21 protein-coding genes and 1 pseudogene are annotated in these 24,983 nt (G+C 62.4%); 8 read left to right on the forward strand and 14 right to left on the reverse strand.

Annotated elements, in window-relative coordinates:
- Positions 1-108 precede the first annotated feature (108 nt).
- From ACF8SD_RS00085 to ACF8SD_RS00105, 5 genes are all read left to right on the forward strand, one after another.
- Positions 109-1,131, forward strand: coding sequence for a DUF5924 family protein (locus tag ACF8SD_RS00085; protein ID WP_173887124.1), 1,023 nt, complete (start codon positions 109-111; stop codon positions 1,129-1,131).
- A 93-nt stretch (positions 1,132-1,224) separates the two neighbouring features.
- Complete coding sequence (locus tag ACF8SD_RS00090) at positions 1,225-2,358, forward strand: ABC transporter permease (RefSeq protein ID WP_173887123.1); 1,134 nt, start codon at positions 1,225-1,227, stop codon at positions 2,356-2,358.
- The gene (locus ACF8SD_RS00095) at positions 2,355-3,146 is read left to right on the forward strand and encodes an ABC transporter ATP-binding protein (protein ID WP_392483359.1); all 792 of its coding nucleotides are present in this window, start codon (positions 2,355-2,357) and stop codon (positions 3,144-3,146) included. Before ACF8SD_RS00090 ends, ACF8SD_RS00095 begins: the two co-directional genes overlap by 4 nt.
- 3 nt (positions 3,147-3,149) lie before the next feature.
- The gene (locus ACF8SD_RS00100; protein WP_009683571.1) at positions 3,150-4,088 is read left to right on the forward strand and encodes an MlaD family protein; all 939 of its coding nucleotides are present in this window, start codon (positions 3,150-3,152) and stop codon (positions 4,086-4,088) included.
- Entirely contained in the window at positions 4,085-4,702 is a 618-nt protein-coding gene (locus ACF8SD_RS00105) for an ABC-type transport auxiliary lipoprotein family protein (RefSeq protein WP_392483360.1), read from the forward strand. Before ACF8SD_RS00100 ends, ACF8SD_RS00105 begins: the two co-directional genes overlap by 4 nt.
- 252 nt (positions 4,703-4,954) lie before the next feature.
- On the opposite strand, the gene ACF8SD_RS00110 is transcribed toward ACF8SD_RS00105, so the two are convergent.
- The 6 genes and pseudogenes from ACF8SD_RS00110 to ACF8SD_RS00135 form a co-directional block, all read right to left on the reverse strand.
- Positions 4,955-6,184, reverse strand: coding sequence for a nucleoside recognition domain-containing protein (locus ACF8SD_RS00110; protein WP_173887121.1), 1,230 nt, complete (start codon positions 6,182-6,184; stop codon positions 4,955-4,957).
- 132 nt (positions 6,185-6,316) lie between these two features.
- Positions 6,317-7,645: a glutamate/aspartate:proton symporter GltP gene (gene gltP / locus ACF8SD_RS00115; RefSeq protein WP_009683574.1), complete on the reverse strand. Its 1,329-nt coding sequence runs from the start codon at positions 7,643-7,645 to the stop codon at positions 6,317-6,319.
- Between the two features lie 746 nt (positions 7,646-8,391).
- Positions 8,392-8,861: pseudogene (locus ACF8SD_RS00120) on the reverse strand (inhibitor of vertebrate lysozyme family protein).
- Positions 8,862-8,863: 2 nt separating this feature from the next.
- Positions 8,864-9,025, reverse strand: coding sequence for a DUF1328 domain-containing protein (locus ACF8SD_RS00125; RefSeq protein ID WP_003252966.1), 162 nt, complete (start codon positions 9,023-9,025; stop codon positions 8,864-8,866).
- A gap of 41 nt (positions 9,026-9,066) precedes the next feature.
- On the reverse strand, positions 9,067-9,357 hold the full coding sequence (locus ACF8SD_RS00130; RefSeq protein ID WP_029885352.1) for a hypothetical protein: 291 nt from the start codon (positions 9,355-9,357) through the stop codon (positions 9,067-9,069).
- Positions 9,358-9,531: 174 nt separating this feature from the next.
- On the reverse strand, positions 9,532-10,353 hold the full coding sequence (locus ACF8SD_RS00135; protein WP_173887119.1) for a BON domain-containing protein: 822 nt from the start codon (positions 10,351-10,353) through the stop codon (positions 9,532-9,534).
- Between the two features lie 210 nt (positions 10,354-10,563).
- Here ACF8SD_RS00135 and algB point away from each other — a divergent pair, with 210 nt between their 5' ends.
- A complete protein-coding gene (gene algB / locus ACF8SD_RS00140; RefSeq protein ID WP_029885350.1) occupies positions 10,564-11,910 on the forward strand; it encodes a sigma-54-dependent response regulator transcription factor AlgB in 1,347 nt (448 codons plus the stop codon).
- Complete coding sequence (locus ACF8SD_RS00145) at positions 11,907-13,688, forward strand: KinB sensor domain-containing domain (RefSeq protein WP_173887118.1); 1,782 nt, start codon at positions 11,907-11,909, stop codon at positions 13,686-13,688. The genes algB and ACF8SD_RS00145 overlap by 4 nt, the downstream gene beginning before the upstream one ends.
- Positions 13,689-13,699: 11 nt before the next feature.
- Here ACF8SD_RS00145 and ACF8SD_RS00150 read toward each other — a convergent pair whose 3' ends face one another.
- The 7 genes from ACF8SD_RS00150 to ACF8SD_RS00180 all read right to left on the reverse strand — a co-directional run bounded on the left by ACF8SD_RS00150 (position 13,700) and on the right by ACF8SD_RS00180 (position 21,005).
- Positions 13,700-15,307, reverse strand: coding sequence for an EAL domain-containing protein (locus ACF8SD_RS00150; protein WP_173887117.1), 1,608 nt, complete (start codon positions 15,305-15,307; stop codon positions 13,700-13,702).
- Positions 15,308-15,442: 135 nt separating this feature from the next.
- On the reverse strand, positions 15,443-16,231 hold the full coding sequence (locus ACF8SD_RS00155) for an N-acetylmuramoyl-L-alanine amidase (RefSeq protein ID WP_029886308.1): 789 nt from the start codon (positions 16,229-16,231) through the stop codon (positions 15,443-15,445).
- Positions 16,232-16,311: 80 nt separating this feature from the next.
- Positions 16,312-18,249: a diguanylate cyclase gene (locus tag ACF8SD_RS00160; protein ID WP_392483362.1), complete on the reverse strand. Its 1,938-nt coding sequence runs from the start codon at positions 18,247-18,249 to the stop codon at positions 16,312-16,314.
- A 97-nt stretch (positions 18,250-18,346) separates the two neighbouring features.
- Positions 18,347-19,201, reverse strand: coding sequence for an endonuclease/exonuclease/phosphatase family protein (locus ACF8SD_RS00165; protein WP_392483363.1), 855 nt, complete (start codon positions 19,199-19,201; stop codon positions 18,347-18,349).
- Between the two features lie 12 nt (positions 19,202-19,213).
- The gene (dsbA, locus tag ACF8SD_RS00170; RefSeq protein WP_392483364.1) at positions 19,214-19,849 is read right to left on the reverse strand and encodes a thiol:disulfide interchange protein DsbA; all 636 of its coding nucleotides are present in this window, start codon (positions 19,847-19,849) and stop codon (positions 19,214-19,216) included.
- Positions 19,850-20,053: 204 nt separating this feature from the next.
- Positions 20,054-20,671, reverse strand: coding sequence for a cytochrome c (locus ACF8SD_RS00175; protein WP_009683585.1), 618 nt, complete (start codon positions 20,669-20,671; stop codon positions 20,054-20,056).
- Between the two features lie 31 nt (positions 20,672-20,702).
- Complete coding sequence (locus ACF8SD_RS00180) at positions 20,703-21,005, reverse strand: cytochrome c5 family protein (RefSeq protein WP_029886304.1); 303 nt, start codon at positions 21,003-21,005, stop codon at positions 20,703-20,705.
- A 193-nt stretch (positions 21,006-21,198) separates the two neighbouring features.
- Here ACF8SD_RS00180 and yihA point away from each other — a divergent pair, with 193 nt between their 5' ends.
- On the forward strand, positions 21,199-21,831 hold the full coding sequence (yihA, locus tag ACF8SD_RS00185; RefSeq protein WP_009683587.1) for a ribosome biogenesis GTP-binding protein YihA/YsxC: 633 nt from the start codon (positions 21,199-21,201) through the stop codon (positions 21,829-21,831).
- Positions 21,832-22,166: 335 nt separating this feature from the next.
- Here the strand turns inward: yihA and polA are convergent, their stop codons facing one another.
- Positions 22,167-24,914, reverse strand: a complete 2,748-nt coding sequence (gene polA, locus ACF8SD_RS00190) for a DNA polymerase I (protein ID WP_392483366.1) — start codon at positions 24,912-24,914, stop codon at positions 22,167-22,169.
- Between the last annotated feature and the right edge of the window lie 69 nt (positions 24,915-24,983).

A 24,983-nucleotide genomic window follows, 5' to 3' on the forward strand; every position in this document is an offset into this window, starting at 1 on the left:
GCTCCCACAGGGCCCCCACTGTTGCAGAAGCTGTGGTAATCCTGTGGGAGCGGGTTTACCCGCGAAGCGGCCGGCACAGCCACCCGACTTTCTCCTGTTGTAGAGCCAATGCCCCAGATCCCCCGCATCGTCCAGCGCATCATCGAACTGCTAAAACGCTATCCCGGCATCATCGCGCTTGGGGGTTTTCTTTCCGGCATCGGCAGCTTCATCCTGGTCGACCGCCAGGCCGGCCTGGCCAGTTGGGTTGCCGTGCTGATGCTGGTCAGCTGGGTGTGGCTGATGCTGGAAAACACACTCACCGGCCTGTTCGCGCGCACGTTCAACCGCGAAATCCCGCAGCCACTGCTGCGCTACGCCACGCAGATGATCCACCAGGAAACACTGTTCTTCGTATTGCCCTTCTTCTTCATCACCACGACCTGGAACAGCGGCCAGCTGGTGTTCACCGGCTTGCTCGGCGCTGCCGGCCTGGTTTCGATCATCGACCCGCTGTACTACAAATGGCTCGCTCCGCGGCGCTGGCTGTTCCTGGCGCTGCATACCCTGACCCTGTTCGCTGCGTTGCTCACGGCACTGCCGATCATCGTCCACCTGACCACCGCACAAAGCTTCAAGCTGGCGCTGATCATTGCCATGGCGCTGTCGTTTCCCAGCCTGGCCAGCAGTTTTCCCATCAATAACTGGCGCCGGGCTGTGGCCTTGGTGCTGGTCACGTTGTCGGTGGGTGCTGGCGGCTGGTTGTTGCGCTCCTGGGTACCACCGGCAACCCTGTGGATGACCGAGGTGGCGGTGAGCACCGAAGTGCTGAACCGCCAGCCAGGCGAGTCGCTGCACGAAATTGCCGCCAGCAGCATTCGCAGCAGCGGCTTGTACGCCTACACCGCCATCAACGCACCACGCGGCCTGAATGAGCGGATCTACCACGTGTGGCAGAAGGACGGCCAGGAGGTGGACCGCATTGCCCTGGACATCCACGGTGGGCGCAAGGAAGGCTACCGGGCCTGGACCCACAAGCAGAACTTCCCACCCAACCCGGTGGGCAGGTGGCAGGTGCGGGTTCTGACCGAAGATGGCCAAGTGATTGGCGTACTGCGCTTCAAGGTGGTCGACGATGCGCCAGCCGGGTAATCAACACCTGCTGGCACACAGCACATAATCACCAAACAGCCCCGGCCTGCTGCGCTATGATCAGCCCCTGAGCCTTAGCGCCGAGTCAGTTGCATGGAGCCTATGACCACCCCCAGCCTCACTCTGGATACCAGCAGTCAACCGGCCTGCCTGCGCATTGCCGGTGACTGGACCTTGGCGCACTACGCCAGCCTGAAACGCGACAGCGAGCGGCTGCGTGCGCAATACACCCCCGACACCGTCGCCGACCTCAGCCAGCTGGGGCGCTTGGATACGGCCGGTGCGTCGCTGCTGGCTGAACTGCTCGGCACCGAGCGTCTGTCGCGCTGCACCCACGAGCTGCCGGAAGCCAACCGGGCGCTGCTGAAGAATGTCTACCAATCGGTCCAGGACTATTGCATCCCGGCCAAGGAGCCCGAACGCAACGTGCTGCTGTTGCTGCTGGAGCGTATAGGCTGCGCCGTCGGCACCCTGTGGCAAGACAGCATGCAACTGCTCGGCTTCATCGGCGTCATCCTCGAAACGCTGCTACGCCGTGCCCTTCAGCCACACCGCTGGCGCATCACCCCGGTCGTCGCACACATCGAACAGACGGGGCTGGATGCGGCGCCAATCGTGGCCTTGCTGACCTTTCTGGTGGGTGCCGTGGTGGCCTTCCTCGGCGCCACGGTGCTGGCCGACTTCGGCGCAACGGTGTTCACCGTCGACCTGGTGGCGTTCTCGTTCCTGCGCGAGTTCGCCGTGTTGCTCACCGCCATCCTCATGGCCGGCCGCACCGCCAGCGCATTCACCGCGCAGATCGGCTCGATGAAAGCCAATGAGGAAATAGACGCGATCCGCACCCTGGGTCTCAACCCCATGGAACTGCTGGTGGTACCCCGGGTGCTGGCCCTGCTGATTACCCTGCCGCTGCTCACGTTTGTCGCCATGCTTTGCGGTATCGTCGGCGGGGCCGTGGTGTGCGCCCTGTCGCTGGGCATTTCGCCGGCCATGTTCCTGTCATTGCTGCAAAGCGATATTGGCGTGCAGCACTTTCTGGTCGGCCTGGCCAAGGCGCCGTTCTTTGCCTTTCTGATTGCCGCCATTGGCTGCCTGGAAGGCTTCAAGGTCAGCGGCAGTGCCGAGTCGGTCGGGGCACACACGACTTCGGCCGTGGTGCAGTCGATCTTCGTGGTTATCGTGCTCGACGCGGTGGCCGCGCTGTTCTTCATGGAGATGGGCTGGTGAACCGACGTGAGTGCGTGATCGAGGCCCGCGGCATCTGTAACCGTTTTGGCCGGCAAGTGGTGCATGAAAACCTCGATCTGGACCTGTACCGCGGCGAAATCCTTGCCGTGGTGGGCGGGTCTGGCAGCGGCAAGTCCGTGCTGCTGCGCAGTATCATCGGCCTGCGCCGCCCCAACGAAGGTCAGATCAAGGTGTTCGGCCAAGACCTGGCCGGCCTGCGCGAAACGCAGCGCTCATTGGTCGAACGGCGTTTTGGCGTACTGTTCCAGAAGGGCGCGCTGTTCTCTTCCCTGACAGTGACAGAGAACGTTGCCTTGCCACTGATCGAGCATGCCGGGTTATCCCGCGCAGATGCCGAGCACCTGGCCGGGGTGAAACTGGCGTTGGCCGGGCTGCCCATCTCCGCGGCCGACAAGTACCCTGCCTCGTTGTCGGGGGGCATGATCAAGCGCGCAGCGCTGGCCCGGGCCCTGGCCCTGGACCCGGACATACTGTTCCTCGACGAGCCGACCGCAGGCCTGGACCCGATCGGCGCTGCGGCCTTCGACCAGTTGATCCTCACCCTGCGCGATGCGCTCGGCCTGTCGGTGTTCCTGATCACCCACGACCTTGACACCCTCTACACCATCACCGACCGCATCGCCGTACTGTCGCAGAAAAAGGTGCTGGTGGCCGGCCCATTGGCCGAGGTCGAACAGACCAACGACGCCTGGATCCAAGAATACTTTCACGGCCCACGCGGGCGCGCAGCCGAGCAGGCCGCCACCCGCACTGGCCAGGAGCGCTGAGCAATGGAAACCCGAGCCCATCACGTTCTTATCGGCCTGGTCACCGTCCTGGTGGTAGCCGGTGCCATGCTGTTCGGCCTGTGGCTGACCAAGTCCAGCGTCGACGATGCGTTCAAGGACTACGAAGTCGTGTTCAACGAGGCAGTTTCCGGCCTGTCTCGTGGCAGCCCGGTGCAGTACAACGGGATCAAGGTGGGTGACGTTTCCACCCTGCGCCTGGACCCTAAAGACCCGCGTCGGGTATTGGCACGGGTGCGCCTTAGCGGCGACACCCCAGTCAAAGAAGACACTCAGGCCAAGCTGACCCTGGCCGGGGTGACCGGCAACTCGTTCATCCAGCTCAGCGGCGGTACCCCACAGAGCCCCGAGCTGAAAGGCAAAGACGGCAAGCTGCCGGTGATCATCGCCTCGCCATCGCCCATCTCGCGCCTGCTCAATGACAGCAGCGACCTGGTGACCAACATCAACTTGCTGCTGCACAACGCCAACCAGATGTTCTCCGAGGGCAACATCGACCACCTCAGCAATACCTTGGCCAACCTCGACAAGACCACCGGCGCCTTCGCCGGGGAGCATGGCAGCATCAGCCAGGCTATCGAGCAACTGGTCCAGGTAGGCAAGCAGGCCAGCGCGACCCTGGCCGAAACCCAGGTGCTGATGCGCAATGCCAATGGCTTGCTGGGCACCGAGGGCAAGCAGGCCATCGGCAGCGCCGAGCAAGCCATGCAGTCGTTGGCGCAGAGCACTGCCACAATCAATAGCCTGCTGAAGGACAACAGCGAAGCCATCGGCGACGGCGCCCAGGGCCTGAACCAGCTGACCCCAGCCATTCGCGAATTGCGCGAAACCCTCAACGCACTCAAAGGCATTTCCCGGCAACTGGAAGCCGACCCCAGCGGCTACCTGCTCGGCCGCGACAACAACAAGGAGTTCCAGCCATGAAATCGTCGCTGCGCTTACTGGCCTTGGCGGTCACGATTGGGCTGGCCAGCGCCTGCTCGATCCTGCCCACGAGCGAGCCTGTGGACCTGTATCGCTTGCCCGTCAACCAGGTCAGCCGCAGCGCGCCGCCGCTGGACTGGTCATTGCGCCTGAATAAACCGCTGGCCAGCGAGGTATTGGCCGGGCCACGGATTGCGGTCATCCCGCAGGGCAATGTAGTCAGCAGCTACAAGGGCGCGCGCTGGAGCGATCCGGCCCCGGTGCTGCTGCGCAACCGTCTGCTCGACGGCTTTCAGCGCGACGGCCAGGTGCAGCGCCTGAGCGCGGACGACAGCAATTTGCAGGCTGACTACGAGCTGGCTGGCGAGTTGCAGGCGTTCCAGAGCGAATACCGCGCGGACGGCACCGTGGAGGTGGTGATCCGCTATGACGCACGGCTGGTGCAAGGCCGCACTCAGCGTATTCTCGCCAGCCAGCGCTTCGAGGTCCGCCAGCCGCTGGCAGACAAGCAAGTAGCCGGGGTAGTGGCCGGGTTTGGCCAAGCGTGCGATCTACTCACCGGGCAGGTGGTCGAGTGGGCGATTGCCCAGGCTGGCAGCAGCACAATCCGCTAGGGTTAACCCGCTGTTGCCTCCACGCCACAGGGCTGCCGACAGAGCCGCCAATATGTGGCCAGGCACCGTGTAGGAGCGGGTTTACCCGCGAATGCGGTGGCAGATGCGGCGGTAAATGGCCAGGAGACAGCTGCCAGCAGGCCCGGCCTCTTCGCGGGTGAACCCGCTCCTACAACGGGCGGGCCAAGGCGCCGATACGCGTTTACCGCCGGCGCTACTTGCAGCCTGGTGCGGTGTTGGCCCGCAGATCGTTCAGGCAAAGAACCAGTAGCACACGCAGATGGCTGCCACTACACCAGAGAACTCGGCCAGCAGCGCACACCCCACCGCATGCCTCGCCCGCTGGATGCCCACCGCGCCAAAATACACCGCCAGCACATAGAAAGTGGTCTCGGTACTGCCCTGAATGGTTGCCGCCACCAGTGCGGGGAAGCTGTCCACCCCTTGGTTCTGCATGGTCTCGATCAGCATTGCCCGCGCTGCGCTCCCAGAGAACGGCTTGACCAACGCTGTCGGCAGGCCTTCGACAAAACGCGTGTCCAGGCCCAGCCAGTTGACCGCATGGCGAATACCATCCAACGCCAATTCCAGCGCGCCCGAGGCCCTCAGCACGCCCACAGCCACCAGCATGGCCACCAAGTAGGGGAGCAGGCTCTTGGCGACGTCAAAGCCTTCTTTGGCGCCCTCGACAAAGGCTTCGTACACCTTCACCTGCCGCAAGGCACCGATCACCACGAACAGCATGATCACGCCGAACAGCGTCAAGTTGCCCAGGATCGACGACAAGCTGGCCAGTGCCGCCGCCGACAATGTGCCCAGGAAGGCCATGAAGCCACCCAGCAGCAGCGCACCGGGGATGAAGTAGGCAAGTACGACCGGGTCCCACAAACGCAGGCGTTGCATGACGGCCACCGACAACAGCCCTACCAGGGTCGAGACGCTGGTGGCCAGCAGGATCGGCAGGAACACCATGGTCGGGTCGGGCGCGCCTTGCTGGGCGCGGTACATGAAGATGGTCACAGGCAGCAGGGTCAACGAAGAGGCGTTGAGCACAAGGAACAGGATCTGCGCGTTGCTCGCCGTGGTGCTGCTGGGGTTCAGCTCCTGCAACGCGCGCATGGCTTTGAGGCCAATCGGTGTGGCGGCGTTGTCCAGCCCCAGGCCGTTGGCCGCGAAGTTCATGGTGATCAGGCCCAGTGCAGGGTGGCCGGGTGGTACTTCCGGCATCAAGCGCGCAAACAGCGGGCCCAGTACCTTGGCCAGCCACTCGACGATGCCGGCCTTTTCGGCAATTTTAAGAAAGCCCAGCCACAAAGTCAGGGTGCCAAACAGCAGCACCATCACCTCGACCGAGAGCTTGGCCATGGCAAAGATGCTCTCGACCATGGCCGCAAAAATGCCCGCGTTGCCGCCTATCAGCCATTGGGCCAGGGCGGAGACCGCCGCCACTAGGAAAAAGCCGAGCCAAAGGCCGTTGAGCATCCGTGTGTTCCCCCAGAAAAGTGCCCGAATGATAGCGTATCGGGGCGCAAGGCTGCAGACCGCGGCCGCGCAACATCACAGACAACAAAAAGCCCCGACGGGTCGGGGCTTTTTGTACAGCGGGGTATGAACTCAGCGCTTGGCCGCCTCGCCAACCACCGCAGTTTGCTGTTTGTCAGCCATGAGCGAGGCGTAGTACTGCTCGCCCTTGGCCGCATCGTACATGCCTTCCCAGCGCGAGATGACCAGTGCCGCCAGGGCGTTGCCGATCACGTTCAGCGCGGTGCGGGCCATATCCATGATGCGGTCGACGCCGGCGATGAAGGCCAGGCCTTCCAGCGGAATGCCCACGCTGCCGAGGGTGGCCAGCAGTACCACGAACGAAACGCCCGGCACACCAGCAATACCTTTGGACGTTACCATCAGGGTCAGCACCAGCAGCAGCTGCTGGCTCCACGACAGGTCGATACCGTACAGCTGGGCAATGAAGATCGCCGCAATGCTCTGGTACAGAGTCGAACCGTCGAGGTTGAAGGAGTAGCCGGTCGGTACCACGAACGAGCAGATCGACTTCGGTGCACCGTACTTCTCCATCTTCTCGATCACCCGTGGCAGCACGGTTTCCGAACTGGAAGTGGAGTAGGCCAGGATCAGCTCATCTTTCATGATGCGCATGATCTTGATCACCGAGAAGCCAAACAGGCGAGCCACCAGGCCCAGTACCATGAAGGCGAAGAAGGCAATGGCGAAGTACACCAGCAGCACCAACTTGGCCAGCGGCAGCAGCGAGCTGAAGCCGAAGTTGGCGACAGTCACGGCGATCAGGGCGAACACACCGATCGGCGCGTAGTTCATGATCATGTGGGTGACCTTGAACATGGTTTCCGATACGGCCTGGAAGGTACGTACCAGCGGGTCGCGCAGCTCTGCCTGCAGGCTCGACAGCCCCAGGCCGAACATGACCGAGAAGAAGATGATCGGCAGCATTTCGCCACGCATCAGCGCTGCGAAGATGTTCGACGGGATCAGGTTGAGCAGGGTCTCGATGAAGGCGTGCTCATGCTGCACTTCGGCCGCGGTCGCCTGATACTTGGAAATATCCACGGTACCCAGCGTGCTCATGTCGATACCGGCACCTGGGTGGAACAGGTTCGCCAGCACCAGGCCGACGACGATGGCGATCGTGGTCACCACCTCGAAGTAGATGATGGTCTTCAGGCCAATGCTGCCCAGTTTCTTCGCATCGCCAACCCCGGCGATACCCACGATCAGCGACGAAATCACGATCGGGACGACGATCATCTTGATCAGGCGAATGAAGATGTCACCGGCGGGCTGGAGGACGTTACTGATCCACCAGGCCTTTTCTGCACTGAAGTGGTTCAGCAGCGCGCCGATTGCAACACCCAGCACCAGACCGATGACGATCTGCCAGGCGAGGCTCAGTTTTGCCTTCTTCATGTCTTTACCCTTTGTTCTAGTGGTCATGACACCGGGTGGAAACAGGCGTGGCAGAGCCCTTGGCCAAGTCACACGCAGTAACGGTTTCCGTCCGGCGACGTTATGTAAGGACACCGCAGGCGAGCGACAGGGCGCCCTGGCCAGCGAAAAAGGCGGCAACTATTGCGATGGCAGGGGGGGAAATCTAATGCCGGAAACGCATACCCCATGCAGGCTATGCATACCGTTTTCGACCGACGAGGTAGGTTTGCAAGTCGTTGATTTATAACGTTCGGGATCCCGAACAAGACGAGACAGCCATATTCAGGCGGATCTGGCACTCTCAAAAGAAGTGACAAATATGTCGTGTTCGACAATCCGAATGGCCGAAATGCCACAGGTGGGGGAGTCGATGCGGAGGGAAAAAATTTGATGTACGGTCGAGACAAAATGTGTCTCGGGGAAGAAAACGCGCAAGGAAAGAGGCGTTTCCTACGTGGCTCCTCGGAAGTCAGGTCGGCTTGGGTATCCCAGCGATACCGCCGACCTGAAGCTTCCGATTCCGCCGTTCCTGACCCGGCCCAACGCTGGAGGCACTCCCTGTACCCCTAGGCCACTCCGATCATGCATCAACCAGAACAGCCCGGCCCCTTGGTCATGTGCAACCCCTCCTCGGGGCGGCGCATCATAGAAGGCTGAACGCTACAAAGGTTCAGCTTCTATTTCATGTCAGTGGGTGACCGTCCACCAGCACTGGCGACAAAGGCTCAGTACCAATTCGGGTCACGCTTGAGCTGCTCCTGCAGCATCGCCTTCATGCCGTCATCCGGCTTGCCCAGCCAACGGTACTGCGCATGCCGGGTTGGCGACTTGTCCTTGGGCAAGCCTTCAGGCACCTCCACGAGCATGCCGTAGGCATCATCCTTGTCCCAGCTGAACGCCACGATCAGGCGCTTGTAGGTGCACTTGTCCTGAGCCTCGCAAAGGGGCCCGACCAAGTACTTGTCGCCATCTTCCGTAACAGCAGACATTTGCTGTTCCGAGCTGCCTGTCAGGTTGACCACCCAATCGGGCAGTCGCTCCTCGCCTTCGATCGTGTCCTGCCAGGTTCCCGGTATTCCGGGTCCGAGCCCAGCAGCTGGTTGGCTCGGACCTGGCCATCATTGGCAGCCAGTGCCGCTGCACTGCTACCCATCAGCAGGGCAGCAGCCAGGGCAGTGTGTAGCATCCTGCTCATTGTCAACCTCGACCACGTCCGAAGAAGAAGGAGGCTACAAACAGGACCAGGAAGACAATGAACAGGATCTTCGCAATACCTGTAGCAGCGCCGGCGATACCACCGAAGCCCAGAACGGCAGCGACAATGGCGATGATGAGGAAAGTGATAGCCCAGCTCAGCATGGTGTTTCTCCTTTCTTTTTCAGAACTTCAAACGGTCCGCCTTAGAACACCCAGCGGTCTTGAGGGACGACGTGTTCCAGCGTGGCTGGCGACGCCGCTTTGCCTTGGGATGGCAACGGGTCCGCCGCCTTGACGAAACTGTTGGCCCGGGTGGACTGGATCTGGCTAAGCAGGGCTGTCTGCGCAGCCACTTGGTCGGCCAGACGCGCTGTTTGCCAGCTGTAGTAGAAGAGGCCAGCAGCCAAGGTCAAAACCAGTGCGATCCCCACCGACACCAGGTGGCGCAGTGACAGTGTGGCGACTTGCGAGTGGTTGACGGACTGGCGGTTCATGCCGGCTCCTCCTGCTGTAATTTTTGTTCAAACCTGAACAGGTAATTGCAGCCTGCATGCCAGCCCGGCAAATAAATAAAAACCTTTAAAAAACAACAACTTAAGCATTAGGTCTAGCGCGCTTCAGGACGTATCCTGCACGATGGCCACTCTGGGGTCGTGCGAATTGCACGATCAGCCTTCGACCTTGGTCGCGACCTTCAGCAGATCGGCATCCACCCCCCGCACGCCAGTGATCTGCCGGGCTATGTCCACGGCGATGGTTTTTTGTTCCGCACTCACCACTTCGCCGGACAACCGCACCATGCCCTCCTCACTGGCCACTTTCAGGTTCAGCCCATCAAGGTTGCGGCTGTAGCGGTAGCTGCTCTGGATCTTGTCGATGATCCAGGGGTCACTTGGCTGCGGCCCGCTTGGCGTCCCTACAGGGGTTTCCCGTGCTTTGGCCATGGCGGCGCTGTCGAGGCTGACAAGGTTATTGACCAGGTACACGCCATCGGTAGTGCGCGCTACCACGCCCGCCAGCTCCTTGGCCTCGGCACTGTCGACTTTGCCGCGCAAGGTCACCACGCCCTCGCTGCTTTGCACTTCTATGGCAGCCTTCTCGGTGGTACGGCTCCACAACAGCCGTGCACGGATCACGGCTGCCAGGGTGGCGTCCTCCAAGCGCTGGGCATAGGCGCGCAGCTCGAGCGGGCGCTCGACCAGTTCAGCGTTGACCCGCAGCTGGTTATCGACCTGTTCGACGCCGCGGGTGGCCAAGGCAACGTCTTCGGCCAGCCGGCGCTCCACCTCGTTTTCCACCTCGCCGGAAAGCCGCGCCTGTTTGCCGTCTACCTCGACCTTGATACGGAACGGGTTGAGCATGCGGTTCAGTGACAACGCCGTTTGCAACGCTCCTTCAAGCCGGGCGTCGTGCACGGGGTCCGCCAGAGCGGGGGTGAACACGGGGAGCAGAGCGGCTGCTAATACAGCGCTGCGTAGGGCAAAGGTCATGGCGTTACCTCCTTTTGTAGGCAAAAGCTGAAAATCATCGCAACCAATGTGCCACCCTATGCCTCTAAGCAAGGCACCGGGAAATGGGGCCTGAAGGCGTCCTTTAGCCATTGGCTAGCATGCAAAGGACAGAATCCCTCAGAATTGACCATGCAACTTGCCCGATTTTTCCCACACTAAATAAAGATCTACCCTTAAGGAGCGCAGGAAATGGAATCAGCCCAGGACAACCAAGGCCGCATTCTGCTGGTGGATGACGAGTCCGCGATCCTGCGCACTTTCCGCTATTGCCTGGAGGATGAGGGCTACAGCGTGGCCACCGCCAATAGCGCCGCCCAGGCAGAAAGCCTGCTGCAGCGCCAGGTGTTCGACCTGTGCTTCCTGGATTTGCGCCTGGGTGAGGACAACGGGCTTGATGTACTGGCGCAGATGCGCATTCAGGCGCCCTGGATGCGCGTGGTGATCGTTACCGCGCACTCGGCAATCGACACGGCAGTAGACGCCATCCAGGCGGGGGCCGCCGACTATCTGGTCAAGCCGTGCAGCCCCGACCAGCTGCGCCTGGCCACCGCCAAGCAACTTGAAGTGCGCCAACTCTCGGCTCGCCTCGAAGCGCTGGAAGGTGAGGTGCGTAAACCCAAGGACGGCCTCGACTCGCACAGCCCGGCGATGATGGCCGTGCTGGAAACCGCACGCCAAGTCGCTACCACTGACGCCAACATCCTCATCCTCGGCGAGTCCGGCACCGGCAAGGGCGAGCTGGCCCGCGCCATTCATGGCTGGAGCAAGCGTGCACGCAAAGCCTGTGTGACCATCAACTGCCCGTCGCTGAATGCGGAGCTGATGGAGAGCGAGCTGTTCGGCCATACCCGCGGCGCCTTCACCGGCGCCAGTGAAAGTACGCTTGGGCGGGTGAGCCAGGCTGATGGCGGCACGCTGTTCCTCGACGAGATCGGCGACTTCCCACTGACCTTGCAGCCCAAGCTGCTGCGTTTCATTCAGGACAAGGAGTACGAGCGCGTGGGTGACCCGGTTACTCGCCGGGCGGACGTGCGCATCCTGGCAGCCACCAACCTCAACCTCGAGGAGATGGTGCGCGAAAGCCGCTTCCGCGAAGACCTGCTCTACCGCCTGAACGTCATCACTCTGCACCTGCCGCCCCTGCGCGAGCGCAGCGAGGACATTCTGACCCTCGCCGACCGCTTCCTCGCCCGCTTCGTCAAGGAGTACTCGCGGCCGGCACGCGGTTTCAGTGAAGAAGCCCGCGCGGCGCTGCTCAACTACCGCTGGCCCGGCAACATTCGCGAACTGCGCAACGTAGTGGAAAGAGCCAGCATCATATGCCCGCAAGAACGGGTAGAAATCAGCCACCTGGGCATGGGGGAGCAGCCGGCTGGCAATGCCCCACGCGTTGGCGCAGCGCTTAGCCTCGACGAGTTGGAGCGTGCGCACATCGGTGCCGTACTGGCCGCCAGCGACACCCTGGACCAGGCCGCCAAGACCTTGGGCATCGACGCCTCCACCCTGTACCGCAAACGCAAGCAATACAACTTATGAAATGGCCCCCCATGAAGCTGCGCACGCGGCTTTTCCTCAGTATCTCGGCACTGGTCACCGTTGCGCTGCTCGGTCTGCTGCTGGGCCTGGTCAGTGTTCTGCAGATGGCCACGATGCAACAGCAACTGGTGCGCGACACCACCCACTCATTGGAGGTGGGGCTCAAGCTGCGGCAGAACCTTGGCGAGCAGTTGAACCTGATTCTGGATGACGACACCGCCCCGGAAAACCTGCGATCGCTCCAGGACAACTTCCAGTCCCTTCTGGCCAAGGGGCTGGAACAGGGCGGCGAGCGCACCGGTTTCAGCAAAGCCAACAGCAACTATCAAGCCTTCCTCCAGGCTTACCGCGACAGCCCGGCACCTGCCCGCAGCATGGGTGTGGACCAACCGCTGGGCGCCGCCTTCAATCAGGTCCGCACCGACCTGATCGACTCCCACAGGCAGGCCCTGGACCTGATTACCCGCAGCGAGGAACGCAGCCGTGACCGCGCCTTGCTGGTCAGCGGTGTGCTGGGTTTGATGGGCCTGGTGGTGCTGGTACTCGGCTTTATCAGTGCGCACAACATCGCCCGGCGCTTCGGCCAGCCGATCGAGGCGCTGGCAACGGCAGCCGACCAGTTGGGCAAGGGCAATTTCGATGTCACGCTGCCAGTCACCCAGGCGGCCGAACTCAGCCAGCTCACCCGCCGCTTCGGCTTGATGGCCGATGCCTTGCGCAAGCACCAGGCCACCAACGTCGACGAGCTGCTGGCCGGCCAGCAACGCTTGCAGGCGGTGCTGGACAGCATCGACGATGGCCTGTTGATCATCGACCGCCAAGGCCGGCTGGAACACCTCAACCCGGTAGCCCAGCGCCAACTGGGCTGGAATGACAGCCGGGTAGGCAGCAGCCTTGCCGAAGCGTTGCAACGGCCAGAACTGGAACAGCAGCTGCGCCAAGTGCTGCGGGGCGGCAGCCTGGACCGGCCACCAGACGACCTGAACATGGAGGTGGATGAAGAATCGCGCCTGCTCACCTACAGCCTGACCCCGGTCAGCCATCCGCAGGGGCCGATTCTTGGCGCAGTGATGGTGTTGCACGACGTAACCGAGCAGCGTGCCTTCGAGCGTGTGCGCAGTGAATTCGTGCTGCGCGCCTCCCATGAATTGCGCACGCCCGTGACCGGCATGCACATGGCGTTCGGCCTGTTGCGCGAGCGCGTCAAGTTCCCGCCAGAAGCGCGGGAGAATGACCTGCTGGAGACCATCGGCGAAGAAATGCAGCGCCTCACCCAGCTGATCAACGACCTGCTCAACTTCTCGCGTTATCAAAGCGGGCTACAGAAACTAGAGCTGGCCCCTTGTGCCATCGACGAGCTGCTGGAGCGCGCACAATTACGGGTTGCCGACCAGGCTGCGCACAAGCAGATCGAGTTGATCAGTGACCTGGAGCTGCCACTGCCGCGCATCCAGGGCGATGCCGCGCAGCTTGATCGGGTGCTGGACAACCTGCTGCACAACGCCATCCGCCATACGGACAAGGGCGGACGTATCCGCTTGCACGCCCGCCGCCATGCAGAGCGGGTGATCATCAGTGTCGAGGATGACGGCGAAGGCATCGCCTACGGCCAGCAAGGGCGCATTTTCGAGCCCTTCGTGCAGGTTGGCCGCAAAAAAGGTGGGGCGGGGCTGGGCCTGGCGCTGTGCAAGGAAATCGTGCAACTGCATGGCGGGCGCATGGGCGTATTTTCGCGGCCGGGGCAGGGCACGCAGTTCTATATGGCATTGCCTGTCTGACGCTCGCGCGACTACACCCTAGGGGGCCGTCGCGGCAATTGCCCGCGTGTGACCATCTGGGCAAACTGCCTGGCCGTTAACGGCCGGGCAAACAGCCAGCCCTGGCCGTAGTTGACCCCTTCACTGCTCAACAGCACCGCTTGGTCCTCACTCTCGATACCTTCGGCAATCACCCGCAGGTGGAGGTCGTGAGCCATGCGAATGATGTGTGGGGCAACGCCACTGCTGGCGGCATCATGGCCAAGGGCGTCTATGAACGCCTTGTCGATCTTCAGGCAGTCCACCGGCAACGTCTGCAGGTAAGCCAAGCTGCAATAACCAGTACCAAAATCGTCGATCAGCACCTGATGCCCCACGGCGCGCAGTGCCTGCAGATTTTCGCGGGCCACTACTACGTCGATCAAACCCCGCTCGGTCACCTCGAAGGCAATCTGGCTGGGCGCCACCCGGTGCAAGGCCAGCAGGCGCGCCGATACTCGGCCGATGCGCGGCTCCATCACATCGCAGGCCGCCAGGTTGATCGAGATATAAAGGCTGGGGTGCGAACGCAGCAACGGCCCAAGTTGTTCAAGCACACGTTGCAGGACGAAGTCCGTGATCTGGCGGATCTGCCCGGTGTTTTCCGCCAGCGGTATGAACAGGTCGGGGCTGGTCAAGGTACCGTCCGGGCGGCGCCAGCGCACCAGCGCCTCGGCGCCCACGCAGCGCCGGCTGCCAAGTTCGATGATCGGTTGGTAGAGCACCTGCAGCTCGCCGCGGCGCAGTGCACCCTGCAGCTCTGAGCTCATCGAGCGCCGCTGCAGGATCAGCTGCAACACCAGCCAGCCGATAAAGCAGGCGGCCAGCACGCTACCCGGGAACAACAGCCAGAGCATGCCGTTCATGCGCAAGGGCAAGCTGGCACGCGGAGCGATCAGCACCAGTTGGTAATCAGGCGACTTGGTCGGCATGCGGTAGATCAGGCGGTCACTGAGTTCGAGCAGCGACTTGTGGCTATTCGACCAGGCCGAGGGCGGCGGCCATACCGGTGGCGGGCCCAGGACCGGAATGGCGCGGGCACCGTTGTCGAGTACTACCACCAGGCTGCCACCCGGTGGCAGGTCGACCACATCGGTCAAGTGCCCACGTGAGGTCGAGACCAGGAACCTGCCCCGGCCAAGCATCAGCGCGGCGAGGTTCTCGTTCGGCTCCGTGGTGGTGTTGAGCCAGTAGCTGTACACCGGCCCCTTGATGTCCGGTGGCCGCAAGGGCACGAACGCGCGCTCGTCACCACGGTTTGAGCAGGCGACATTGCCGTCCACGTAGGCCGCTTCGTAAATGAAGCGCGAACTCAAGCCCACTTGCTGCAAGGCCGCCAACATGTCCGGGCTGCAACCGCGCAGCGGCTGTGCCTGCAACAGGTCGACACCCTCACGCAGTTGCCCGAATACTTGCTCAAGGCGCTCGAGAAAACGCTCGCCCTGGGCATTCATCTGCTCGCTTTCGCTCTGTTTCATCTGATGAAGGGCGATGCCGATGCTCGCAGAAAGCAATAGGGCGGCGCTGGCCAGTGCTGCCAGCGTGGCGAGCATCCAGGGACGGTAGAAAATTTGACGCAGCAAGCCAATGGCAGACGACATGGACGGCATCCAGTTGATAACTAAGGTATAGCAACTGAATCAATAATCACCTGCGCCGTTTGGCGCTTCGCTTGCCCCATGCCGGGCCCCGGCCAGCACGGGCAACGCCCTGCCACCGCGCGCGGCGTCTGGCAGTCAACGGGTCCGGTTGAGCACCTGCAGCATGGCCGCCGTCTGCGCATCCGGCATGCCGTCGAAACGTTGCGGGCGGAAGCGCATCTGGAAGGCAGCGATGACATGCCGGGTGGCTACATCGAGCACGCCTGTTTGCTCGATCTGATAACCAAACCGCGCCAGCTCCTGCTGATACCAGCCAACGCTGGGCGGGTTGACGTTGAAGTACGCTTGTTGCTGCGCTACGGCGTTGGCATCTGGCCAGACCCCCAGCCCAGCATCGGCCAGGCGTTTCCACGGGAACAAAGGGCCCGGATCAAGCTTGCGCAATGGGGCGATATCGCTGTGGCCAATGATATGCCGGGGCTCGATATTGTTACGTTTGACGATGTCCTTGAGCAACGCGATCAGGGCCTGGATCTGCGCCTCGCTATAGGGGTACCAGACCCGCCCGTTGGGTGTGTCGGCAAAGCCTGGGTTGACGATTTCGATGCCGATGGACGACGAATTCAGCCAGGTGCGCCCCTGCCACTGGCTGTCACCGGCATGCCAGGCGCGACGGCTCTCGTCCACCAACTGGTAAACCGTCGCCGGGCCATCACCAATCAGGTAATGGCTACTGACCTCACCATGGGTGAGCAACGCCAGCGAGCGTTCCAGCGAGGCATTGGTGTAATGCAAAACAACGAACTGGATACGGTTGTCCTGGTTCGCCGAAGGGTGGCTGCGGTCGATGCGCAGGCCCGTGGAGCAACCCGCGACGGTGAACAGCAGAAAGGTGATCAGGGTTTTTTTCAGCGTGGAAAGCACGTCGGTGGCCTCGGCGTATGAGCGCTACAGTATAACGTGCTCGCCAGCAGCAATGTATGCCGCGAGTCAGCGGCTGCCCATCAGTTTTGTTCCACGCGATTGCGCCCGAGTTCCTTGGCCCGGTACAACGCGGTGTCGGCGCGTTTGAGCACTTGGTCCGCGCGCTCGCCAGCGCGGAACGCCGCCAACCCGATGGAGGTGGTGATCACCACCCGTTCACCCTTGAAGTGGAACGGGCAGGCTTCGATGGTGGCCCGCAGCAGTTCAGCGACTTGCGCAGCCGCCGGCGGGGCCGTCTGCGGCAGCAACAGGACAAATTCTTCGCCACCGAACCGGGCTATGAAGTCACGGCCCCGCAAACCCTTGCGCAACTGGTCGGCAACGATCTTCAGCACTTTGTCCCCGGCCAGGTGCCCATAGCTGTCATTGATGCGCTTGAAATGGTCCAGGTCGAGGATCGCCATTGCCAGATGGCCGCCCTGGGCCTGCCATTCGAGCATTTCCCGTTCCACCCGCTCGCTCCAGGCCGCCCGGTTGGGCAAACCGGTGAGCGGGTCGAGCAAGGCCTTTTGCCGCTGCTCTTCCAGGTGTTCACGGTAACCGAGTGCCTCGTGCTCCATGCTTGCGACACGCTCCGACAACCCCAGCAAGCGGCTGGCCAGTTCCTGCTCGCGGCGATCGCGCTCGTGCTTGTGCTCGTCCATGGTCACCAACAAGCCTTCCAGGCGGTTCTCCAGGATGTGCTTGAGGCTGTCGACATCGGCGGCACCTTGCACGCTGCTCTGCAACCCGTCTACGTGCTCGCGCAACTGGGTGTCCAGCGCGCGGGCGGCACTGCTGTTGTCGGCATGGCCGGCGCTGGCTTCATGCAGATGGCTCTGGAACCCTTCCAGGCGCTCGTTGAGCTGCTGCAAGTAGGTTTCAAATTCATGCTGGCCACTGTCGGTGATCGCCAGCATCAGCACTGCAAGGTCATCCAGTACCGGGATCAGCTCATACCAGTTCAGGCCGCGGGCCACCCGCGCACGCATCTCCAGTGCCTGGGCCTTGTGCCGCTCGGGCAGGCTGAGGTCGTCGAGCAGGCCGAGCAAGGTTTGCTCGATGTGTGCAGCGACCTGACTGTACGGCGGCTCCACCGCGTCGGGGAGGGCATAAGGGCCGTCTTCACCGAACGTTGGTTCCGTTTCCGCTAACGGTGCAGGCTCCGGCAGCGGCTGGCTGGCCAAGTGTTCGGCGGCAGGCGCTTCATCTGGCTGCGGCACTGGCGATGCAGGTATTTCGGCCGTGTCGATCAGCGCCGGGCCAGCTGCTTCTGGCGCTGGCTCGGGCGCTGCGGGCAACTCGGCCGCCGGTGCGGCAGGTGCTGGCAACGGTTGCAACGCATCGATATCAACATGTGGGCAGGCGTCGGGGCTGGGTGGCGCCGCCTGCGGTAGGGCTTGGGCACCCGGCACAGCTTCAGGCCCAAGCGCCGGCTCCGCCTGGGCATCGTCATCGCGGCTGCCGAACAACCGCTGCAGAAAACCAGGGCGGGTTTCTTCACCCGGCTTGCCCAGTGCGGCCAGCGCACGCCCCTGCAAACCGCTCAGTTCACCCAGCAACGGCGGCAGGTCGCGTGACTGGGTAACGCCCCCATCAAGCTTCTTCGCCAGCTTTTTCAGCGGCCGGGCAATATCACCAGGCAGCGGCAGGTTCTGTAACTGGCCCACAAGGGCAGCCAGGGCATCGCCAACCTGGTTCATGCGGTTTTCGCGGCGCTGTTCCGAATCCAGCACCGCCTTCTCCAGGCGCGGAATCAGCCCGGCAAGGCCAGCATCCATGTTGTCGCTGCGAATGACCTCGCGCATCTCCTTCATGCACGCGTCGACCACCTTGTCACTGCCTTCGGCAGCCAGGGTACTGCGTACCAGGCCACGGCGCAGCAAGTCGAGACGGGCGTCCCAACGACGTTCGAGCTTTTCTTGCTGCTCGATGGCTTTGAGGTATTTTTCTTTCCAGCGCTCGGCTTCTTCGGTCATGCCTGGATCCGCGACGGGTGATACATCTGGGGCTGTCTGATTACACGCTGTCGGCGCGCACGCCCAACACTTGAGGGCGTGCGACGCCTTGGCTGATTCAGCTCAAGGCCGGCAGCGTATCCACAGTCAATGCATCAGGCAATCGGATCTCTACCGCCACCGGAAGGTGGTCGGAAATTGGCTGGGCCAACACCTCGACACGCTCCAGTGTAAGGCTGGAACTGAGCAGAATGTGGTCCAGGCAACGCTGGGGTCGCCAACTGGGGAAGGTAGCTTCGACCTGCGGAGCCACCAGGCCCAGGTCACGCAGGGGCGAGTGCTCGAGCAGATCGGTAGCATGGGTGTTCATGTCGCCCATCAACACCTGGTGGCGGTAGCCGCCAATCAGCTCGCGGATATAGCCCAACTGCAGGGCGCGGGTCTTGGCGCCGAGGGCCAGGTGCATCATCACCACGATCAGCGCATCCTCGCCTTCGCCGAACCGCATTAGAATTGCCCCACGCCCGGCGGGGCCCGGCAGCGGGTGGTCTTCGAGCAATTGCGGCTTCAGGCGGCTGAGCACGCCGTTGCTGTGCTGGGCAAAACGCCCAAGGTTGCGGTTGAGCTGTTGGTACCAGTAGGGGAAGGCACCCAGCTGGGCCAGATGCTCGACCTGGTTCACGAACCCGGAACGCAGGCTGCCACCATCGGCCTCCTGCAGGGCCACCAGGTCGAAGTCGCTCAACAGCTTGCCGATCTTCTGCAAGTTGCCGGCGCGCCCGTTATGCGGCAGCAGGTGCTGCCAGCTACGGGTCAGGTAATGCCGATAACGCTCGGTGCTGATGCCGACCTGAATGTTGAAGCTGAGCAGCCGCAGGCGACCATCGTCCGGGAGGCCGGGTGCCTGCAGGTGATGCTCGTTGACCTGCGGCTGGTGCAGGCCAATGCCACGCGTAGCTCTGAAGCGGGGCATGGGATACGCCGCTTACTTAGCGGCGCGCTCCTTGGCGATCAGTTGGTCGGCGACATCTAGCACGCCTTCGGGCCCACCTGCGGTACCCAGGTCGAAGCGGTACTTGCCGTCGACGACCATGCTCGGTACGCCAGTGATTTCGTACTTCTTCGCCAGTTCCTTGGCCTGGGCGATCTGGCCCTTGATGGCGAAAGAGTCGAAGGTGGCGAGGAACTTGTCCTTGTCCACGCCCTGGGTGGCGAGGAAATCGGCCATGTCGTTCTTTTCGGTCAGGCGCTTGTGCTGGTTCTGGATAGCGTCGAACACCGCCGCGTGCACCTTTTGCTCAACGCCCATGGCTTCGAGGGTCAGGAACATCTGGCCGTGGGCATCCCATGGGCCACCGAACATGGCCGGTACGCGCTTGAAGTGGACATCCTTGGGCAGTTTTTCGACCCAGGGGTTGAGCGTCGGCTCGAAATGGTAGCAGTGAGGGCAGCCGTACCAGAACAGCTCAACCACTTCGATCTTGCCAGGCACGGAAACCGGAACAGGGTTGCTCAGCTCGATATATTCCTTGCCGGCAGTGGCGGGCTCTGCAGCCTGCACCGCTGTCATACCGAATACGCTGGCGGCGACCAGCGCAGCGCTGAGAATCAGTTTACGCATGCTTTACTCCTGAGCAATCATGGGTCGCCACTACGCGACCTGCCTTGAGACAGGCCGGGAAGGGCTTGAGTTCTGTAGTGTACCGGCTACGCACCGAAAAAAGGGTAGCCCAGCCACCCTTTCATCATTGGCCTGCAACATTAACTGAAAGTTAATGCCAGGCCCCTGAAGGCATGTGCAGCACCTCCAGGACCGCGCCGCCAGTCAGTGCAGACCCTGGATATAGCTGGCCAATGCCTCGATATCGTGGTTGCTCAGCTTGCCGGCAATGGTGCGCATGGTCATGGCATCGCCGTCGTTGGTGCGGTTGCCTTCACGGAAGTCGGTCAACTGTTTGGTCACGTACTGGGCATGCTGGCCACTCAAGTGCGGGAAACCGGCCAGGGCAATACCCGCGCCATTGGGCGAGTGGCAGCCGGTGCAGGCGGGCATGCCTTTTTCCAGGTCACCGCCGTTGAACAGCGCGCGGCCGCGCTCGACCAGTTTGGGGTCGGCAGCCCCCACGCTGCCTTTCTGGCTGGCGAAGTAGGCGGCGATATCGGCCAGGTCCTGATCATTGAACGCAGCCAGCATGCCGGTCATTTCCAGCACGGTACGTTTGCCCGACTTGATGTCGTGCAGTTGTTTTTCCAGGTAGCGCTGGCCCTGGCCAGCCAGTTTCGGGAAGTTGGGTGCCAGGCTGTTGCCGTCGGGGTTGTGGCAGGCGCCACAGACGGCCGTCTTGGCCTGGCCGGCAGCGGCATCGCCTTTGATAGGTTGCGCAGCAGTGGCCGCACCTGCGACACCCAGGGTCAACAGCAGACTCACGACTAGTTTGTTCATCAGCTAATCCAACACGGCTAAGGGTGAAATGTTATGTATCGGGACTGCCACTCATCCAAAGGATGACCAAACGGTAGTCCTCGGCACTGCAGTCCATGCACAATCCACGCGGCGGCATAGCCTTGAAACCCTGGGTCACATGCCGGACGAGTACATCCATACCTTGCGCCAGCCTTGGCTCCCAGGCTGCCCGGTCACCCTGCCTGGGTGCCTGGGGCAATTGCCCGGTGTGGCAAGCCGCACACGTGCGGTTGTACAACACCTCGGCATCCTGTGTAGCCTGTGCGCTGAAATACGGCAGGAACATACCGACAGCTAGCAGCCATTTCGCCAGGCGAAACGACCTGACAGGGTTGGGGGACGCGCTGCGTTCTGATGCGCAAGCTATAGTTCGGCACCCCATGCCCGTTCCCCTTCGCTGGGAGAATGGGCACACAAAAACTGGGGCATTATATACTTCTGTCAGCCAAACGGAAACGACACCGCTTGCCGGCCTAGGCTTTGGCAACACCCACATCGGATATCCCATGCAAGTCAAGAACCCCATCCTCGGCCTCTGCCAGAAAGCCAAATTCGCCCTCAGCGCAGCCAAGGTCGAACAATGCCCGGACGATCAGGGCTACGAGGTGGCCTTTGCGGGCCGTTCCAACGCCGGCAAATCCAGCGCCCTCAACACCCTGACTCATGCCAGCCTGGCGCGCACCTCGAAAACCCCCGGGCGCACCCAGCTGTTGAATTTCTTCAGTCTGGACGATGAACGGCGTTTGGTCGACCTGCCAGGTTACGGTTATGCCAAGGTGCCGATTCCGCTCAAGCAGCACTGGCAGAAGCACCTGGAAGCTTATCTGGGCAGCCGTGAGTGCCTGCGCGGCATCATCCTGATGATGGACGTGCGCCACCCCATGACCGATTTCGACAAGATGATGCTCGACTGGGCCAAGGCCAGCGGCATGCCGATGCACATCCTGCTGACCAAGGCCGACAAGCTGACCCACGGCGCGGGCAAGAACACCTTGTTGAAGGTGCAATCGGAAATTCGCAAGGGCTGGGGCGACGGCGTCACCATCCAGCTGTTCTCGGCGCCCAAGCGCCTGGGCGTGGAAGAGGCCTATCGGGTGCTGGCGGGCTGGATGGAGCTGGAAGACAAGCCAGTAGCCTGAGGCCTGCAGCGCGGGGCATGGCCTGGGCTTCGCCCAGGCTCAGGCCGAATTGCGGGCAAAAAAAACCCCGGACTTCGTATGGGGAGGGGGAAGTTCGGGGTCCAAGTCCGGACCGCTAGGGCGGGGTCCAGATATCTGCCAACACTTAACACAACATAGGAGCATCGAAAGGCTTCACCAGCCATTCAGTTACTCTGAGTTCCGCTTCACTGGTTTAGTTCCGAAGCCCTGAAAACTATTTGCGATAGTTTCATGAAAGCTCAGCACCGCGCGCGCCAGCGCTGCCAGGATCCGCATCACCACATCGCGAATCCTATACAGCTTTTCCCGCTCAATCAGTGAGCTTCGTCCCAGTTCGCGCCAATTCCTGCTTCGACCAGCAGCGGCACATCCAGCTGCGCCGCCTTGCTCATGTGCTGGCGAATTTCATCTTTGACCTGTTCAACCAGGTCCTCGCGCACCTCAAGCACCAGTTCGTCGTGAACCTGCAGGATCACCCGCGCGTCCAGGCCGCTCTCGCTCAGCCAGTTATCCACGTTGACCATGGCGCGCTTGATGATGTCGGCGGCGGTACCCTGCATGGGGGCGTTGATGGCGGTACGCTCCGCCCCTTTGCGCAGGGCCGGGTTCTTGGCGTTGATGTCTGGCAGGTAGAGGCGGCGGCCAAACAGGGTTTCGACAAACCCTTGCTCGGCGGCCTGGGTGCGGGTGCGCTCCATGTAGGCCAGCACGCCGGGGTAGCGGGCGAAATAACGGTCGATATAGTCCTGGGACTGCTTGCGGTCGACGCCGATCTGCTTGGCCAGGCCAAATGCGCTCATGCCGTAGATCAGGCCGAAGTTGATGGCCTTGGCTTTGCGACGCTGATCAACGGTGACGTTTTCCAGGGCTACACCAAAGACCTCCGCCGCCGTGGCACGGTGCACGTCCAGGTCGTTGCGGAAGGCGTGCAGCAGGCCTTCGTCCTTGGCCAGGTGGGCCATGATGCGCAACTCGATCTGCGAGTAGTCGGCGGCCAGCAGCTTGTAGCCTGGGCTTGCGATGAACGCCTGGCGGATTCGGCGGCCCTCGGCGGTACGGATCGGGATGTTCTGCAGGTTCGGGTCGCTGGACGACAGCCGGCCGGTCGCCGCCACCGCTTGCTGGTAAGAGGTGTGAATACGCCCGGTACGCGGGTTGATCTGTCCCGGCAGCTTGTCGGTATAAGTGCTCTTGAGCTTGCTCAGGCTGCGGTACTGCATCAGTACCTCAGGCAGTGGGTAACCCAGCTCAGCCAGCTCGTCGAGCACCGCTTCGGCCGTAGACGGCTGGCCTTTGGCGGTCTTGCTCAGCACCGGCATGCCCAGCTTGTCGTACAGGATCGCCCCCAGTTGCTTGGGCGAGCCCAGGTTGAACTCCTCGCCCGCCAGCTCGTAGGCGCGCCGCTCCAGTTCGGCCATTTTCTCACCCAGCTCACCGCTCTGGACGTGCAGCAGGGCTGCATCGACCAGTGCGCCCTGGCGTTCGATCTTGGCCAGTACCGGCACCAGCGGCATCTCGATGTCCATCAGCACCGGCTGCAGGCTAGGGGTCTGGGCCAGGCGGGCCTGCAACGCATGGTGCAGGCGCAGGGTGATGTCGGCGTCTTCGGCAGCGTAGGGGCCCGCCTTGTCCAGGTCGATCTGGTTGAACGTCAGCTGCTTGGCGCCCTTGCCGGCGATATCCTCGAAGGCGATGGTAGTGTGGTCCAGGTACTTTTGCGCCAGGCTGTCCATGTCATGCCGGGTGGCAGTGGAGTTCAGCACGTAGGATTCGAGCATGGTGTCATAGGCAACACCGCGCATCGCGATGGCTGGCGAGCCGTTGGCGAGGATGTTGATATCGTATTTGGCGTTCTGCCCGACCTTGGCCTTGGCCGGGTCTTCCAGCAGGGGTTTCAAGGCCAGCAGCACGGCGTCGCGGTCCAGCTGGGCCGGCGCGCCCTCGTAGTCGTGGGCCAGCGGAACGTAGGCCGCTTCATGGGGCGCCACCGCGAACGACAGGCCGACCAATTGGGCTTTCTGAGCGTCCAGGCCAGTGGTTTCGGTGTCGAACGCGAACAGCGGCGCCTGGCGCAGCTTCTCCAGCCAGGCATCGAAGCGTGCCTGGTCGAGGATGGTTTCGTACTTCGGCTCGACCTTGGCCACCGGCTCCGCGACCGGCGCAACGTCATCCCCCACCCTGGCAGCCTCCCGCTGCACGTCGGCAACCCAGCTCTTGAACTCCATCTCGGTGTACAGCGCCAGCAGCGCATCGCGGTCAGGCTCGCCGCACACCAGCGCCTCGACCTCGACGTCCAGCGGCACGTCGACCTTGATGGTAGCCAGCTCGTACGACAGGAACGCCGCCTCGCGGTGCTCTTCCAGCTTGGCCGGCAGGGTCTTGGCACCGCGAATGGCCAGTGCCGGCACCTTGTCGAGGTTGGCGTACAGGTCGCTGAGGCCACCACCGATACCGGTCAGCAGGCCCACGGCGGTTTTCTCGCCCACACCGGGCACACCGGGGATGTTGTCGACCTTGTCACCCATCAGCGCCAGGAAGTCGATGATGTGCTCCGGGCCGACGCCAAACTTCTCATGCACGCCCGCCACATCCAGCACGCTACCAGTCATGGTATTGACCAAGGTAATGTGGCCATCCACCAGCTGCGCCATGTCCTTGTCACCGGTCGAGATGATGACCGGGCGGCCCAACGCGGCGCTGCTGCGCGCCAAGGTGCCGATCACGTCGTCGGCCTCGACCCCTTCGACGCACAGCAGCGGGTAGCCAAGGGCCTTGACGCTGGCGTGCAGCGGCTCGATCTGCACCCGCAGGTCGTCGGGCATGCTCGGGCGGTTGGCCTTGTATTCGGCGAACATGGCGTCACGGAACGTGCCGCCCTTGGCGTCGAAAACCACGGCAAAGAGGCTGTCGGGGTATTGCTTGCGCAGGCTCTTGAGCATGTTCAACACACCCTTCACCGCACCGGTCGGCATGCCCTTGGACGTGGTCAGCGGCGGCAGCGCGTGAAAGGCGCGGTACAGGTAGGAGGAACCGTCCACCAGGACGAGGGGCGCTTGGCTCATGAGCAGAATCAACCTTTTCGACGGGTCCGGCGCTAGAATAGCCAGAATCATTGACGACAAAGGGACTAG

Origin of the sequence: Pseudomonas sp. CJQ_9 (genome assembly GCF_043106615.1) — a bacterium.
Taxonomy (GTDB): Bacteria; Pseudomonadota; Gammaproteobacteria; order Pseudomonadales; family Pseudomonadaceae; genus Aquipseudomonas; species Aquipseudomonas juntendi.

What these genes read in the sequence shown, in the direction of transcription:
- ACF8SD_RS00130 (WP_029885352.1), bottom strand. Translation starts at nt 9,357, where the DNA reads ATGAACCGCCAGTCCGTCAACCACTCGCAAGTCGCCACACTGTCACTG.
- ACF8SD_RS00090 (WP_173887123.1), top strand. Translation starts at nt 1,225, where the DNA reads ATGGAGCCTATGACCACCCCCAGCCTCACTCTGGATACCAGCAGTCAA.
- ACF8SD_RS00125 (WP_003252966.1), bottom strand. Translation starts at nt 9,025, where the DNA reads ATGCTGAGCTGGGCTATCACTTTCCTCATCATCGCCATTGTCGCTGCC.
- dsbA (WP_392483364.1), bottom strand. Translation starts at nt 19,849, where the DNA reads ATGCGTAAACTGATTCTCAGCGCTGCGCTGGTCGCCGCCAGCGTATTC.
- ACF8SD_RS00135 (WP_173887119.1), bottom strand. Translation starts at nt 10,353, where the DNA reads ATGACCTTTGCCCTACGCAGCGCTGTATTAGCAGCCGCTCTGCTCCCC.
- ACF8SD_RS00175 (WP_009683585.1), bottom strand. Translation starts at nt 20,671, where the DNA reads ATGAACAAACTAGTCGTGAGTCTGCTGTTGACCCTGGGTGTCGCAGGT.
- ACF8SD_RS00100 (WP_009683571.1), top strand. Translation starts at nt 3,150, where the DNA reads ATGGAAACCCGAGCCCATCACGTTCTTATCGGCCTGGTCACCGTCCTG.
- algB (WP_029885350.1), top strand. Translation starts at nt 10,564, where the DNA reads ATGGAATCAGCCCAGGACAACCAAGGCCGCATTCTGCTGGTGGATGAC.
- ACF8SD_RS00150 (WP_173887117.1), bottom strand. Translation starts at nt 15,307, where the DNA reads ATGTCGTCTGCCATTGGCTTGCTGCGTCAAATTTTCTACCGTCCCTGG.
- ACF8SD_RS00110 (WP_173887121.1), bottom strand. Translation starts at nt 6,184, where the DNA reads ATGCTCAACGGCCTTTGGCTCGGCTTTTTCCTAGTGGCGGCGGTCTCC.
- ACF8SD_RS00165 (WP_392483363.1), bottom strand. Translation starts at nt 19,201, where the DNA reads ATGCCCCGCTTCAGAGCTACGCGTGGCATTGGCCTGCACCAGCCGCAG.
- ACF8SD_RS00105 (WP_392483360.1), top strand. Translation starts at nt 4,085, where the DNA reads ATGAAATCGTCGCTGCGCTTACTGGCCTTGGCGGTCACGATTGGGCTG.
- ACF8SD_RS00160 (WP_392483362.1), bottom strand. Translation starts at nt 18,249, where the DNA reads ATGACCGAAGAAGCCGAGCGCTGGAAAGAAAAATACCTCAAAGCCATC.
- ACF8SD_RS00145 (WP_173887118.1), top strand. Translation starts at nt 11,907, where the DNA reads ATGAAATGGCCCCCCATGAAGCTGCGCACGCGGCTTTTCCTCAGTATC.
- gltP (WP_009683574.1), bottom strand. Translation starts at nt 7,645, where the DNA reads ATGAAGAAGGCAAAACTGAGCCTCGCCTGGCAGATCGTCATCGGTCTG.
- polA (WP_392483366.1), bottom strand. Translation starts at nt 24,914, where the DNA reads ATGAGCCAAGCGCCCCTCGTCCTGGTGGACGGTTCCTCCTACCTGTAC.
- yihA (WP_009683587.1), top strand. Translation starts at nt 21,199, where the DNA reads ATGCAAGTCAAGAACCCCATCCTCGGCCTCTGCCAGAAAGCCAAATTC.
- ACF8SD_RS00085 (WP_173887124.1), top strand. Translation starts at nt 109, where the DNA reads ATGCCCCAGATCCCCCGCATCGTCCAGCGCATCATCGAACTGCTAAAA.